Genomic DNA, 14,500 nt, shown 5'->3' with positions numbered 1-14,500 from the left:
TTATCATACAGGTCGGAGGTATTCACTATGCCGCATCATCAGATTTTTAATGAGCGCCCGGAGTCCCAGGACAGAGCGCTGAAAGAACTACAAGCCATGGGCTACCAGTATATTCCCAGAGCGGAGGCCGAGCAGAAGCGCGGCCATCTTTCGCATGTTCTTTTTCCTGATGTTATGCGGGAATTTTTGGCCTCTCAGTCTTTTATTTACCGGGGAAAGCAGACCCCATTCCCGGATGACGCCATTGGCGAGGCGATTCGGGAACTGGATGCTCCTCTGGAACGTGGTTTAATGTTTTCCAGCAAAGCGATCTATGACAGGTTGATTTATGGTAAGAGCTGCGATGTGCATTTGTATGACGGCAACACTCAGTCCTTCGATATTTCCTATATTAACTGGGATGAGCCGGATAAGAACATCTGGCAAGTTACAGACGAGTTCTCTGTAGAGAGAAATAATGGCAAATATGCCCGGCCTGATATTGTTCTGCTCGTCAATGGCATTCCTTTGGTTGTGATCGAATGTAAGAAGTCCAGTGTAGATGTGGAAGAGGGCGTGAAGCAGAATGTCCGCAACTGGCAACCCGATTATATTCCGCAACTGTTTAAGTTTACGCAGTTGGCCATTGCTATGAATCCGGAATTCGTGAAATACGGAACTGCCGGAACAAAGCAGGAGTTCTACTGCAAGTGGCACGAAGAAGATGTGCAGTGGCAGACCGATACTGCCAAACGCTATGTAGATGACAGCCATATCACAGAGCAAGACCGAGCTATTGTGTCCATGCTCAGCAAACGGCGCTTGCTTGATATTATTCGTTTTTACATTCTGTATGATAGTGGCATTAAGAAAGTTGCCCGCTATCAGCAGTTCTTTGGTGTTGAAAATACGATGCGTCGTATCCACGGTGAGGATGATTGCCTCAGCCGGGGCGGTGTCATTTGGCATACACAGGGAAGCGGTAAATCCCTGACAATGGTTATGCTTGTAAAGCGTATTATCGCTGACAAGCGTGTGGCAAATCCAAGATTTGTATTGGTCTGCGATCGTTTGAATCTGATCAAGCAGCTGCGGGATAACTTCGTTCATACGGGCATGGATCCGGTGGAAGCAACGACTGGCCGTGGCCTGGTATCTCTGCTGAAAGACGACGGAAATACCATTATCGCCACAACAATTAATAAGTTTGAAGCAGCAGCTAAATCCCGCACCAAGATTCTGAACGAAAATATCTTCCTTTTGATCGACGAAAGCCACCGCTCACATACCGGTGAATTCCACAACATGATGAATGAGGTTCTCCCAAACGCATTTAAGGTCGGCTTTACTGGAACACCTCTGCTTAGAAAGGATAAGAGCAATACTTATCTGAAGTTTGGTAAACAAATTGGACATTCTTATCGGTTTGAAGATGGTATTCGCGACGGCGTTATTGTACCGCTGGTTTACGATGGGCGTGTGATTCCGCAGAAAGTTACCAGCGACAAAATTGATGACTATCTAAAGAGCATTCTGGCACCGCTGACCGAGCCGCAGAAGGAGGATATGCGCAGGAAGTGGAGTTCCTTCATGCACTTGGCACAGACGGAACAGCGGCTTTCTATGATTGCTTTTGATATCCACGAACATTTCCTAAATTATTGCAAACCTCGCGGATTTAAGGCCATGGTGGCAGTATCTACCCGTGCGCTTGCTGTCCAACTGGAGCATGCAATTAATGGACTTGGAGGAGTTAAAGCAGCTGCGTTGATCTGCGATGATTCTGTATCTTCAGAGGGTGACGAAGGAACTGTCACCAAAAACGATAAAGCTATCATCCGTGATTTCTTCAAGAATGAAGTCGAGCCACGTTTTGGCACAAAATACGATGATTACGAGGAATACGTAAAAAACAATATTATTGGTGGCGAGGATGTAGATATCGTCATCGTTCAAAGTATGCTGTTAACAGGCTTTGATGCGCCATCTTTAGGCGTGCTGTATGTTGACAAGCCTATGAAAGAGCACTCTCTTTTGCAGGCAATTGCACGTGTCAACCGGATCGCTGCGGGGAAAGACTTCGGTCTGATTGTCGATTATTGGGGTTTGTTTGGAAATCTGAACAACGCCATGGAAATGTACAGTGATGATCAGTCTGGCTTGTCTGGCTATGATCCCGCCGACATTGCTGAATCGATAGTAACAGCGGCTGAAGGCCAGGAAAAATTAAAAGAAGCGCATAAGGCACTGTGGAATTTCTTTGGTGATGTTACTTTTGACCAGAATAATCCCAGAGCATGGGTTGCTTTCTTTGAAAAAGAAGATGCCGCTGAAAGTGAAAAGCTGAGAAAAGAATTCTATGAGAAGTTAGCGGCCTTTTCTAAGATGATGACCATGGCTGTCGGAAACTACTCCTTGTACCAGAGTATTGGTTTTGATCAAATGCAAAACTATAAAGCAGATCTTTTGTTCTTTCAGAAACTGCGGTCTGCCCTGATGATGGTTTATGCGGAAAAAGTTGATTTCAGCAAATACGAGGATGGAATCAGAAGTCTGCTGAACACTTTTGTTACATCTGAGCCCGTAGAAATCGTTGTTGAGCCTGTCGCTATTCATGACAAAGCTGCGATGGATAAGCAACTTGAAGAAGTGGAGGGTCAAAAAGCGAAAGCTGCATATATCCATACTCGTATTGTCTCTGAACTCGAATCTCGGAGATATGAAGATCCTATGCTGTTCAAACGCTTTTCTGAAAGAATCAGAGAGACCATTGCAGAATACCGGAGATCCAGAGATGAAAATATTTATCTTGCCAGCATGAAGAGAATGGCAGAAGATCTTAGACAAGGTTTCACCGGCCACTCCTATCCGACTGCAATCTCGAATGATAGCGATGCCAAAGCGTTTTACGGTGTCGTTTCCGACATATTAAAGCAGCATGGCCAGGATAGCCTGGAATTTGATGATGCCATTGGTAAGCTCGCACTGGATATGAAACAGGCAGTACAGTCGCTTGCACGTGTGGATTGGAGAACAAGTACTCCTATCCACAAGAAAATGAACCAGGCTGTGGAGGATTTACTGTGGGATTTCTGTGATGAATTTGGCGTGGACTTACCCATCGACAAAATGGATATCCTAATTGAAAATGCAATCAAGACAGCAATGAGCAGGTACTGATATATGGACTATTTTGTAACTGTAAAAGGATCAGTATTGCCGGTATCGGTTTCCTTAAAGAAGATGAAGCAAGTCCGCCTCAAGGTATTCCCATCTGGTGAAATTAAGCTATCTGTACCAACAGGGACACCAGAGGAATGGATCGCTGAGTACCTGAATGATAAGGCCGGTTGGATTGAAGAAAAACTGGAGTTTTTTATTCAAACTCGAGCAATTGAGAAAGAGAAACATTTTGTGTCTGGATCTTCTACTCGTATCTTAGGCAGACAACTTACAATCCAAGTTTATCAGGCGCGGCGCAAACAAATTATAAGGGAAGACAGCGTCCTCAATGTTTACACACCAGAAACAGATCAACAAATTATCGACAAGCAAGTGAACAACTGGTGGCAAAAAACATCAAAGGAGTATTTTCAAGATGTTCTTAATAGACTGTATCCCATAGTTGAGAAACATGGAGTTCAGCGTCCGGATATATGCGTGAAGAAAATGCGGACATTATGGGGTAGCTGCAGTAGAACTAATCAAAAAATCAATTTAAACTTCTATTTATACAAAGCAAGTGTTCCCTGCATAGAGTACGTAGTTTTACACGAATTGGCTCACTTCCTTTATCCATATCACAACAAGGAATTTTTCGATTTTATCACCGTTCATATGCCCGATTGGCAATATCGCAAGCAACAACTTGATTATGAATTTGTAATAGGGATATAATTATCAAGAGTCATTCTGAATACCAAAACAGCGCAGGCCGCCCAAAATGGTGGTCTGCGCTGTTTTGATTTGGAGATGAGAACTATACACGTCATGAGAGCCCACATTATAAACAATTTCCATTTGAATTGTTGGCGTCGGGAGATCGCAATCGTATTGGTGCCCAATAGAAGCAACAGTGCCCTCGTTAGTCTGCTTCTCCCTTGGACTTCTCACGACTCTTATAGACATTGTACTGGTTCTTGCACCGTGGGCTACAAAAAGCGGCGTTGGACCGGCTGCCCAGGAACACCTTCTGACAGTGCTTGCACAGGCGCAGGGGCTGGTCATCGTCCACCAGCATGAAACTGAACATCATCTGGATACCCAGCAGTAGAGAGTGAAAATCCCAGTAGATGGTGGGCTTATCCAGAAGCTCAATGTGGTAGCTGGGGGCGATTCCGCCGAACGCAGCCATAGCTTTGCGATACAGGCCCCGTGCGTCCTCATCAATGGAGTCATAATCATTGTAGTACAGGATTGAGGTAGATAGGGTGAATGCCCAGTCCTTGAACTGCTGGGCAACCCAGTCGTAGGGTTCAGCATACTCTCGCTGGAAGCTCATGTTCTTTGCCATCGGCTCGTCCATGAAAGTCATGGTCAGGGCAATCATGGTCCGGTCTCTGGACACATTCCATGTGGATTCAATGCCCTTTTTCACCACGTCCAGCTGGTCGAAGGGGTAAAAAAGGGACAGATATTGGCCTGTCGCCATAGATTCTTCCTTGATAAAGTGGTTTTTCGGCAGGTACACCGCCTCGTAGTCCATAAAAGTCGGCGTCGTGGGCAGAGCGGTCATCAGCCCCAGTAGGCCGTACCGGGTGACAAACTCCATCACAGCCTTTTCCACTTCTGCCTCCGGTTTACGTCCCATCAGCAGCATCCCCACATTTAGTGCATCCAACACAATGTTCGGGATCTCTTTCAGCGGATTGTAGACATCCGGCTTTGCGTTTTTGCCGGGAGTGATGTACCGTTTGCCATCTTCCGCTGTTTTCAGCTCATAATGATCGTAGCGCACCCAATGAGAACGGGATTGTTCAAATAGATTCTTCATTATGCGTGCCCTTTCTGTTTCATCGCCCCTGCCATCAGGGGCGTTTTTTCTTTTTTCTGCGCTTGGTCTTGTTCTCCCGCCGAATCACGGCGTCCTTGCCCTGTTTCTTTGCGATTTTCGAGTATTCCTCCAGAAACCGGCGCTCCCGCAAGGTCAGGCCGTTTTCCGGCTTGCTGCACAGATGGTCATACATCTGGCGCTGCAATTTTTTATGGATGGTTTTCCGCAGCTTGCGGATATTGCGGTCAGACTGTCCACGAATGGCAGCAAGCCGGGTGATGCTGTACAGCCGCAAAGAGAGAAAATACAGGACTTCCTTGTGTTCCTCACTGAGATTTTCGATCATGCCGGAGATAAATGGGTCGGCGCTCAGATAGTGCATCTCATAGGGGCAGTCAAACAGGATGTCCAGAAAGTTCCCGGCCATCAGCTGCCGGTATGCCGGGTTGTTCATCCACAGGGGGATGAGCTTTGGTTCCGGAACTGCTTGGTATTCCAGCGGCACATCCCCACGGAGGTTTTCGTGGTCCCGCTCCCGGCGCTCCCGGTTCCGGTCCAGCTTGTTCCATTCGTCCACGACCACCCGAAAATCACTTTCGGTACGGGCCGCTTCCTCCAGCCGGCGCATGGCTTCCGCCCGAATCTCCTGTTTCAGTCGCTTTTCGCTGACCGGGGCGGCTTCTTCTTCCTCGGTCTCCAGCTCGGTATCATAATCAACGGGATGCTCATCCTGCTCCAGCTCGCTTTCCAGTTCTGCCAGGCGTTCTCCCGCAAGGGCCTGTTCCAGCGTTTCCTCCGTCGATCCGGCGGCTGTGTCCTCATCCCATTCGGTGAAGCCATCTTCGGTATCCAGAAGCTCATCATCTGTGAGATACGCCATGACTCCACCCCCTTCAAAAATTTTTTATGATTTTTCAAAAAATGGTTCCGTTTTACACCCGGGATTTCTCCTATTAGTGAAAGGGTAATCTGAAAGCAGATTACTTTTTTCGGAACCGTATCAACATTATACAACAGCTGCGCCGGAAGCGCAAGAAAGAGAGGCTCTATGGAAAAAACGGCATCCGATCATTTTTCAGAGGGGAGGGAGCGAAAATGACGCTGTTTGAGCTGGTGAAGCAAACGATTCATGTGCGGGATGCAGCGGAGCATTACGGCTTGCAGGTCAATCGCAGTGGGATGTGCCGCTGCCCATTCCACGATGACCGGCATCCCAGCATGAAGCTGAATGAGAAGTATTTTTACTGCTTCGGCTGCGGGGCCACCGGCGATGTGATCGACCTTGTGGCAAGGCTCTTTGGTTTGAGCAGCTTCGAGGCGGCACAAAAGCTGGCACAGGATTTCGGGATTGACCCGGATAAGCCCCCGGCGGCCATTGCTCTGCCCAAGCCGAAACGCCCCCTGCTGACGGCATACCGGCAGGAGGAAATGCGCTGCCTTCGGGTGCTGTGCGATTATCTGCATCTTTTAGAACGCTGGAAGGTACAGTATGCGCCCAAGACACCGGAAGATGCTTTGGATGACCGGTTTGTGGAAGCCTGTCAGATGCTGGAGTATGTGGAGTATCTGGCGGATTTGCTCATTGCTGCCGAACTGGAACAGCGGGTAAAAATCGTAGAAATGCTGGACAAAGATGACCTGATTGCCAGCTTGGAGACGCGGCTGGAACGACAAAAGGAGGAGGAAACACCCTATGAAGAAAAACAATCCGCCTGACGGAATGCCCGTCTGGTTCGATGGAAAAAACATCAACGAAGCCCTGTTTTGTGAGGAGTTCTTGCAGACGCACAAAATCCTCTTCACAAACGGGGCTTTTTTCACGTCCGAAGGCCGTGTGACCGATGAGCTGCCCCTGCGGGGAGAGATTTTTGAGGAGCTGAAATGCTGTGCGGTCAGCAATATCCCCCGCAAAATCAGCAACATTGTGGAGCTGATGAAGCTGGTGGCGCTGGTGGAGGATTTTCCCCCGGAGCCGGACCGGATTCACCTCTCCAACGGGACGCTTTTTCTGGATGGAAAATTTGTGGAGGGAAAACCCGAAATCGTCCGTAATCGTTTCCCTGTGGCCTACAATCCCGGGGCATCCAAACCCATTCTCTGGCTGAAATTTCTGGATGGCCTGCTCTACCCGGAGGACATTCCCACCTTGCAGGAATACATCGGCTACTGCCTGATTCCCAGCAACAAAGGTCAGCGGATGATGGTCATTAAGGGCAACGGCGGCGAAGGCAAGTCGCAGATCGGCGCTGTGCTGGGAACTTTGTTCGGCTCCAACATGAAGGATGGCAGCATTGGGAAAATATCGGAGAACCGATTTGCCCGTGCCGATTTGGAGCATATCCTCCTGTGCGTAGATGACGATATGCGGATGGAGGCCCTACGCCAGACCAACTATGTGAAATCCATCGTCACCGCCCAGGGCAAGATGGATTTGGAGCGCAAGGGCAAACAGAGCTATCAGGGATGGATGTGTGCCCGGCTGCTGGCTTTCTCCAATGGAGATTTGCAGGCACTGTTTGACCGGAGCAACGGGTTCTACCGTCGCCAACTGGTGCTGACCACAAAAGAAAAGCCTGCCGGACGTGTGGATGACCCTGACTTGGCCGAAAAGATGAAGGCCGAGGTGGAGGGTATCCTGCTGTGGGCTTTTGAGGGGTTGCAGCGGCTGGCCGCCAACAACTTCAAGTTTACCGAGAGCCAGCGCACAAAAGATAACCGGGAGGCTGTCAAACGGGATAATAATAATATCTTTGATTTTCTGGAATCCGAGGGATATATCCGGCTGAAAGCAGACAGTACCATCAGTTCTAAGGAACTGTATGAAATTTACCAGATGTGGTGTGAGGAAAACAATCTGACGGCGCTGAAGCGGCGCAGCTTTAGTGATGCTGTGATCTCCAATCAAGGCAAGTACAATCTGGAATACTGCAACAGGATCACCAACACCGCCGGACGGAGGGTGTGGGGATTTTTCGGAATTGAAGCGATTGCCAGACCTCATATAAACGGAGTTTCCACTGTTTCAGAAGATACGTACGTACCGTGGCAGGACGAATAACACCGTGCTCTTGTACGTATGTACACAGCGTTTTACCCAAAACCGTCTCTATATGGGACTCTCGTATCGCACCCCAACGGCAGACAAAGCACGCCTTTGTTTGCTGCCGGATGGCTGATGTTTGGCAGAACATCGGCTGTCCGGGCTGAACAACAGGAAGCGATGCAGACGGTTTCCGGGCAGTTCAGCAGCGGTCATCGCAATGACCGCAATTCCCCCTCGGAGAGCCCACGGCACTTTGCAGCCCTTCGGGATGAAAGTGTCATAGTGGGTTATTACACTTCCCGCAGGAAGTGCATCCCCGTCCCTCAGCCGTCTGCCACACAATGGAAAGGAGCTGATTTTTATGGCCAGAAACGACGGAATCGACCGCACCTTTGCCCGTAACCAGGACTTGCCCACACTTGATGATGTGGCGAAAGTTCAGGAACATAATGAACGAGAAAAGGATAGCTACTCCAACCAGGATATTGATACCACCCAGACCTACCGGAATATCCATTTCAAAGCACCCACCGACAGCTATGCCGCCATGTTCGATCAGTTGATTGCCGATGGCGTTATCTCTACCCGTGGTCTGAAAGCCGATGCGGTGAAATACGGGGAACTGATTTTTGATGTGAACTCCGCCTACTTCCACAACCACGGTGGCTACGAATATGCCAAGCAATTCTACACCGATGCATACAAAGCTGCCGTAGAGATCGTGGGCGGTGAGCAGTATATCCTCTCTGCCGTCATGCACGCCGATGAACGCAACCGGGCTATGTCGGAAGCTCTGGGGCAGGATGTGTACCACTACCACCTTCATGTGGTCTATGTCCCGGTGGTGGAAAAACAGATTCTTTGGTCGAAGCGGTGCAAGGATAAGTCCCTTGTAGGTACAGTCAAGGAGACCATTATGCAGGTCAGCCGCAGTAAAAAGTGGGAATCCAAGGTAGCTCTGGATGAGCAGGGCAATCCGCTTTTGACCGCCAAGGGCAAGAAAGTCCTGCGGACATCATACAGTGTCCTGCAAGACGATTTCTTCAACTATATGAAAGCTGCCGGATATACGGATGTGGAGCGTGGAGAGCGTGGCAGCACCGAGGAACATCTGACGGTGACCCAGTTCAAGGTAGCACAGGAACAGCAGCGGCTGGAAGATGTGACCGCCCAAATCGCTCAGACGGAGCAGGCGCTGGACACCGCACAGGCTGCTGTAGAGAAAAAGCAAAAAGAGCTGCAATCCCTGCAAAAGCAGACCAAAGAACAGCGCACCACCGCCCTGACCGTACAGGAAATCCGCTCCATGGGGAAAAAGACGATCACCGGCAATATCACTCTGACTCCATCTGAGTGCAGCACGCTCAAGGATTATGCGGTCAATGGGATTCTTGCCAAGGCAGAAAACAGCCGCTTGGAAGATAAGTTGCAACAAGCGCAAAAGAGTGCCGCTGTCTGGAAACAGCGGTATGAAAAGATTTATGACAAGTACCAAGAACTGAAAAAGGAAGTCCAGCCATATCTGGACGCTGTCAAGCTCGCACCCGAAAAGGTGCGGGCTTTTCTTGACGCCATTTTGACCCGAACCCGACAAACGAGGCAGCACGATCAACCTTCCCGCCGTAAGTCGCAGGATATGGAACTTTAATTGATGGAGGAAACTGCATGAGAAAACACAAAGATTTTATGAGCGAACCCGACTATGGTTATATCGACATTGAATCCTGCTTTGAACCGATTTTTGAACCGCCGTTGGAAACTCTGGAAGAATGGCGCAGCTGGGAGGATGAACCCGAACCGACACTGGAGAACACCTCGGTCTATGTCACAGAGCCGGATGGCATCCAATATTTTTACTGCGGCAATACTCGGATTCGAGTATCCGAGCATTTCTCCCAAGCAGGTAAACCCATGGACAGGCTGATTGAAAATGTGATCCAGTATGCTGCCCGCAACGCTGGATAAACCCATTCCACAACAAAATGTCGTTGAACCACACCCACGCTTACGGTATAATAAAAACAGAAGTATTGTAAGCGTGGGTTGTTTCGATTAGAAGGAGGATTTTTACCGTGAAACAACCTTACAATACCGCACTCTATATGCGTCTCAGCCGTGACGACGAAAACTATGGCGACAGCGTGAGTATCGAGACTCAGCGCACCATTTTGCAGCAGTACGCAAAGGAACATGGCCTTTCGGTGTATGGCGAATATGTCGATGACGGATGGAGCGGAACGAACTTCGAGCGTCCCAGTTTTCAGCGGATGATGGATGATGTGGAGGCCGGAAAGGTCAACTGCATCATTACCAAAGACCTCAGTCGCTTTGGCCGTGAACACGTAATGATGGACTACTATCTGGAATTTGTGTTCCCGGAAAAGCAGATTCGATACATCGCTGTGGCCGAAAATGAGGACACCGAAAAAGGACTTTCGGATTTTGTGCCGTTCAAGAACCTTTTCAACGAATGGTTTGCAAAGGATACCAGCCGCAAGGTGAAAACGGCGCTCCGTGCCAAATTTGCTGCCGGAGAACGTACTTTTGCCTATGCGCCGCTGGGATACATCCGCCATCCAGAAATCAAAAACACTTTAGCCATAGACGAAGAAACCCGCTGGATCATCGAGAAAATCTTTGACCTTGCGTTTCATGGAGCAGGTGCGGCGAAGATCACCAAGACCCTGATTGCAGAGAAAGTCCCGACTGCGGGCTGGCTCAATTATCAGCGGTATGGAACTTTCGCCAATATCTATGCCAATGCGCCGGAAGAAAAATCCTATGCCTGGACGATTGCTCAGGTCAAAAGTATCCTGCAAGATGAAACCTATATCGGCAACAGCGTGCACAATAAGCAGACCAATATCTCTTATAAAAACAAGAAAAAGGTGCGCAAGCCGAAAGAAGAATGGATTCGGGTGGAAAATACCCATGAGGCGATCATCAGCCGGGATGTGTTTGAGCAGGTGCAAAAGCAGATTGCCAGCCGCAGACGGCAGCAGAAGGATGCCACAACGCAGATTTTCGCCGGTCTTGTAAAATGTGCAGATTGTGGCTGGTCTATGCGCTTCGGCACAAACCGGCAGAATAAAACGCCGTACAGCCACTTCACTTGCAGCCAATACGGACAGATGGGTACACAATGCTCGGCGCATTATATCCGCTATGACACGCTCTATGTCTATGTACTGTCCAGAATCCAGTATTGGTCCCATCGGGCGCAGCTGAGCGAAGAAAAACTCTTGCAGCAGATTTTGAAAAACGGTGACCGGGAACGCATGACCGCCGCCAAGCGTCAGGAATCCGAACTGAAACGGGCGGAAAAGCGCAAGGCAGAAGTGGATGGAAAGTTTGTCCGAATGTATGAGGACTGGTCCGCCGGACGCATCACCGAGTATAACTTCAATCTGCTGACGAAAAAGTACCAGGCAGAACAGCTGGAGCTGGAGGAAAAGATCAGCCGCTTGCAAGCGGAGCTGTCCGCAGAGCAGCAAACTGCCCTGAATGCCGAAAAGTGGGTCGCTCTCATCAAGCAGTACGCCAATCCCACAGAACTGACCGCTGAACTTCTCAATACCCTGATTGAGAAGATTGTGATTCATGAGGCTACTAAAGGTGCGGATGGGATGCGAGATCAGGAGATTGAGATTTACTACCGATTTATCGGCAAAATTGATTAACTTGCATCCATATCCTTAACTATGGGAAACAGACCTGTCTCTGCCCGACATCGACAAGCTGGTGGCCCTGAGCCGCCTCTTTCAGGTGCCCGTGGGCTGGCTGCTGGGGGTGGAGGAGGAGCCGGAGCCCCAGAGCGTGGACTTCTCCCCGGAGCAGCTGAAGCTGCTGGAGGAGATTTTGGGCCGCTATCAGCGCACCGAGCCGGAAGAGCTCAGCGAGGGCCAGCGGAAGCAGGTGGAGGAGCTGGTGGGGCAGTCCACCAAAAAGCGCCGCTGGTGGCCCTGGGCTGCGGCGGGGCTGGCGGCTCTGATGATCGCTGTGGGCGGTGTGACGCTTTTTCAGCGCCTGGACCAGATGGACCGGCGATATTACGAGCTGGCCAATTCGGTGGGGAATGTCACGTCCTCGGTCAACCGCCAGATCGGCTCCATTACCGACCGGGTGGAGGAGGTGCTGAAGGCCCAGAACGACCTCACCGCCGACTACGGCACCCAGCTGCGCTCCGCCGACCTGGCGGCCAACACGGTCGCCTTCTCTCTGCGGGTGGTGCCAAAAACCTATACCCCCGGAATGTCGGTGGTTTTTCTGGCGGACAACGGGGAGGAGACCCTGGAGTTTCCCGCCCAGGAGGAGGAGAGCGGCGCGTTTACCGGGGAGGCCACCTGTCCTCTCACGGATGTGATTGCCCTCTCCGCTGTCTTTATCGCCGGGGATACCCGGCAGACCCAGCTGCTGGACCAGTACGAAAATCTATACCAGAACAGCTTCCCCTCGGTGGGCATCCGCTACCTGGAGTTCGCGCTGATGACCCTTCCTCAGTCCCTGGAGGGGACGGTGGAGATACCAGAGAGCTTTGGGCTGGTGGTGGAGGAAAACAGTTCGGAGGCTTCCAAAGTCAACAATACGGTGGGACGGAGCTGGGTCAAGACAGTACGTATGGGGCTGTTCCAAAACCAAAAATTGGTGGCGTGGATGGAGCGCTGCGAGAAGCCGGAGAGCTGGGACGCTGAGGAGGGAGGCCGGTGTTTCCGCCTGGACCCTCAGGAGGTGGAACTGGAGGAGGGGGATACCCTGTGTTTTGCCGCTCAGGTCACCGACCAGTACGGCCGGAGCTTTATGGTGGTATCCTACCCGGATCTGCATGTGGTGGATGGGGAGTGGAGCACAGGCGGTTCCTACTCCTCCGACCCGGCGGACTGGGACTTTACCCTCTAAACTAAATAGAGCTGGACGGGGCCGTCTGCGGCAAAATAACATGCCGCAGACGGCCCTTTTGTCTGCCGCGGGGTTCCCCGGCCGCCGCCGCGGGCATAGCATGGAGGGAGGAGAGGGGGAGATACCTTGCCCGAGCTGATTCCATACGACCGCCAGGCGGCGGTGCGCTACGCCCACCAGTGGGCCTTCAGCCGCAATCCCAGGTATTTTGACTTTGAGACCATCGGGGGCGACTGCACCAACTTCGCCTCCCAGTGCCTGTACCAGGGCAGCGGAGTGATGAATTTCACCCCGGATTTCGGCTGGTACTACATTGACGCGGGGCATAAAGCCCCCGCCTGGACGGGAGTGCCATACTTTTACAACTTTATGACCCGGCGGGAGGCGTCCCAGGGACCGGTGGGGGTGGCGGCCTCCCCGGATATGCTGCTGCCCGGGGATTTTGTGCAGCTCCGGTTTGCTTACGACACGTTCGGCCACACCCCCATCATTGTGGAGGTGGGGGACCCGCCCACCCTGGACAACATCCTGGTGGCCGCCCACAGCCAGGACGCGGACTTCCGCCCCCTGAGCACCTACTACTTTCAGGAGATCCGGTTTCTCCACATCCTGGGCACCCGCCCCCCGGCGGCGGGATAGCCCGCAGTGCCCGCCGCCCGGCTCCCATTTGAGCCGGGCGGCCTTTCTCGCGGCCCATCCTTGCATCCGGAGGAAAAATCAGGTATAGTGGGACCAGAGACAAGCCGGGTCCGGGCGGATTCCGGCAAATGACGAGGGGAGGCGGCGCGGATGCCGTATTTCACCTATCGGGGAAAGGAGATTTTCTACCAGGAGGCGGGCCAAGGGGAGCCCTGCCTATTCCTCCACGGAAACACCGCCTCCTCCCGGATGTTTACCTTTCTCCTGCCCCTGTACACCCGGCACTTCCGGGTGATTTTGCTGGACTTTCTGGGGAATGGAAAGTCCCAGCGGGTGGACGCCTTCCCGGAGGAGCTGTGGATCGACCAGGGCCGCCAGGCGGCGGAGCTGTGCCGGCGCCTGGACTGTGGGAAGGTAAATCTGGTGGGGACCAGCGGGGGCGCGTACGCCGCCATCAACGCCGCGCTGGAGGCCCCCGAGCTGTTTGGCCGGGTGGTGGCGGACAGCTTTGACGGGAGCGCCCTGCCCCAGGGCTTTGGGGACGGAATCCTCCGGGAGCGGCAGGCCGCCAAGGGGGACGAGCAGGCCCGGGGGTTTTATGAGTGGTGCCAGGGGGAGGACTGGGAGACGGTGGTGGATCTGGACACCCAGGCCCTGGTGAACTATGAGCGGAAGGGCGTCCGGCTGTTCCACCGCCCCATCGAGACCATCCAGGTCCCTCTGCTCATCACGGTCAGCCGGGCGGACCGGATGCTGGCCAACGACATGGAGGGGGAGTGCAGGCGGCTGTGCGGCTTAAACCCAAACATCCACTATAAACTGTACGAGACCGGCGAGCATCCGCTCATCCTGTCCCGTGCGGAGGAGCTGGCCGGGGACGTCCGGGCGTTTCTGGTTCCGGACGGGGTAACATAGATCGCCCCGGAAGCCTTGGAGTGTTTCCTAAAAAC

General features: G+C 51.9%; 12 protein-coding genes. 10 read left to right on the top strand and 2 right to left on the bottom strand.

Annotated elements, in window-relative coordinates; genetic code table 11:
- Nucleotides 1-27 precede the first annotated feature (27 nt).
- Both B5F19_RS01295 and B5F19_RS01290 read left to right on the top strand, forming a co-directional pair.
- Nucleotides 28-3,159, top strand: coding sequence for a type I restriction endonuclease subunit R (locus tag B5F19_RS01295; RefSeq protein ID WP_087286865.1), 3,132 nt, complete (start codon nt 28-30; stop codon nt 3,157-3,159).
- A gap of 3 nt (nt 3,160-3,162) precedes the next feature.
- Complete coding sequence (locus B5F19_RS01290; protein ID WP_087286862.1) at nt 3,163-3,876, top strand: SprT family zinc-dependent metalloprotease; 714 nt, start codon at nt 3,163-3,165, stop codon at nt 3,874-3,876.
- Between the two features lie 187 nt (nt 3,877-4,063).
- Here the strand turns inward: B5F19_RS01290 and B5F19_RS01285 are convergent, their stop codons facing one another.
- Together B5F19_RS01285 and B5F19_RS01280 are read right to left on the bottom strand one after the other, a co-directional pair.
- The gene (locus B5F19_RS01285) at nt 4,064-4,972 is read right to left on the bottom strand and encodes a hypothetical protein (RefSeq protein WP_087286859.1); all 909 of its coding nucleotides are present in this window, start codon (nt 4,970-4,972) and stop codon (nt 4,064-4,066) included.
- A gap of 34 nt (nt 4,973-5,006) precedes the next feature.
- Nucleotides 5,007-5,852 (bottom strand): sigma-70 family RNA polymerase sigma factor, encoded by an 846-nt coding sequence (locus B5F19_RS01280; RefSeq protein WP_140394135.1) that lies wholly within the window; start codon nt 5,850-5,852, stop codon nt 5,007-5,009.
- A gap of 215 nt (nt 5,853-6,067) precedes the next feature.
- On the opposite strand from B5F19_RS01280, the gene B5F19_RS01275 reads away from it, so the two are divergent.
- The 8 genes from B5F19_RS01275 (at nt 6,068) to B5F19_RS01240 (ending at nt 14,465) form a co-directional block, all read left to right on the top strand.
- Nucleotides 6,068-6,688, top strand: coding sequence for a CHC2 zinc finger domain-containing protein (locus tag B5F19_RS01275; RefSeq protein ID WP_087286853.1), 621 nt, complete (start codon nt 6,068-6,070; stop codon nt 6,686-6,688).
- Entirely contained in the window at nt 6,666-8,030 is a 1,365-nt protein-coding gene (locus tag B5F19_RS01270; RefSeq protein WP_087286850.1) for a phage/plasmid primase, P4 family, read from the top strand. The genes B5F19_RS01275 and B5F19_RS01270 overlap by 23 nt, the downstream gene beginning before the upstream one ends.
- Nucleotides 8,031-8,376: 346 nt before the next feature.
- Entirely contained in the window at nt 8,377-9,663 is a 1,287-nt protein-coding gene (locus B5F19_RS01265; RefSeq protein WP_087286847.1) for a plasmid recombination protein, read from the top strand.
- Between the two features lie 17 nt (nt 9,664-9,680).
- Nucleotides 9,681-9,980 (top strand): hypothetical protein, encoded by a 300-nt coding sequence (locus B5F19_RS01260; RefSeq protein ID WP_087286844.1) that lies wholly within the window; start codon nt 9,681-9,683, stop codon nt 9,978-9,980.
- Between the two features lie 137 nt (nt 9,981-10,117).
- Complete coding sequence (locus B5F19_RS01255) at nt 10,118-11,695, top strand: recombinase family protein (protein ID WP_087287149.1); 1,578 nt, start codon at nt 10,118-10,120, stop codon at nt 11,693-11,695.
- A 61-nt stretch (nt 11,696-11,756) separates the two neighbouring features.
- Entirely contained in the window at nt 11,757-12,911 is a 1,155-nt protein-coding gene (locus B5F19_RS17630) for a hypothetical protein (protein ID WP_087286841.1), read from the top strand.
- A 126-nt stretch (nt 12,912-13,037) separates the two neighbouring features.
- Nucleotides 13,038-13,550, top strand: a complete 513-nt coding sequence (locus tag B5F19_RS01245) for an amidase domain-containing protein (protein ID WP_087286838.1) — start codon at nt 13,038-13,040, stop codon at nt 13,548-13,550.
- A 150-nt stretch (nt 13,551-13,700) separates the two neighbouring features.
- Nucleotides 13,701-14,465, top strand: a complete 765-nt coding sequence (locus B5F19_RS01240) for an alpha/beta hydrolase (RefSeq protein WP_087286835.1) — start codon at nt 13,701-13,703, stop codon at nt 14,463-14,465.
- The last annotated feature ends 35 nt before the right edge of the window (nt 14,466-14,500 follow it).

The organism is Pseudoflavonifractor sp. An184 (genome assembly GCF_002160305.1).
GTDB lineage: Bacteria > Bacillota > Clostridia > Oscillospirales > Oscillospiraceae > Lawsonibacter > Lawsonibacter pullicola.
Note: the sequence above shows the minus strand (reverse complement) of the source record. Positions and strands in the feature narration are given on the sequence as shown.

Bases quoted from the DNA above. Each gene is read 5' to 3' on its own strand.
- B5F19_RS01260 (WP_087286844.1), top strand. From the start codon at position 9,681: ATGAGAAAACACAAAGATTTTATGAGCGAACCCGACTATGGTTATATC.
- B5F19_RS01285 (WP_087286859.1), bottom strand. From the start codon at position 4,972: ATGAAGAATCTATTTGAACAATCCCGTTCTCATTGGGTGCGCTACGAT.
- B5F19_RS01240 (WP_087286835.1), top strand. From the start codon at position 13,701: ATGCCGTATTTCACCTATCGGGGAAAGGAGATTTTCTACCAGGAGGCG.
- B5F19_RS01270 (WP_087286850.1), top strand. From the start codon at position 6,666: ATGAAGAAAAACAATCCGCCTGACGGAATGCCCGTCTGGTTCGATGGA.
- B5F19_RS01280 (WP_140394135.1), bottom strand. From the start codon at position 5,852: ATGGCGTATCTCACAGATGATGAGCTTCTGGATACCGAAGATGGCTTC.
- B5F19_RS01265 (WP_087286847.1), top strand. From the start codon at position 8,377: ATGGCCAGAAACGACGGAATCGACCGCACCTTTGCCCGTAACCAGGAC.
- B5F19_RS01255 (WP_087287149.1), top strand. From the start codon at position 10,118: ATGCGTCTCAGCCGTGACGACGAAAACTATGGCGACAGCGTGAGTATC.
- B5F19_RS01290 (WP_087286862.1), top strand. From the start codon at position 3,163: ATGGACTATTTTGTAACTGTAAAAGGATCAGTATTGCCGGTATCGGTT.
- B5F19_RS01275 (WP_087286853.1), top strand. From the start codon at position 6,068: ATGACGCTGTTTGAGCTGGTGAAGCAAACGATTCATGTGCGGGATGCA.
- B5F19_RS01295 (WP_087286865.1), top strand. From the start codon at position 28: ATGCCGCATCATCAGATTTTTAATGAGCGCCCGGAGTCCCAGGACAGA.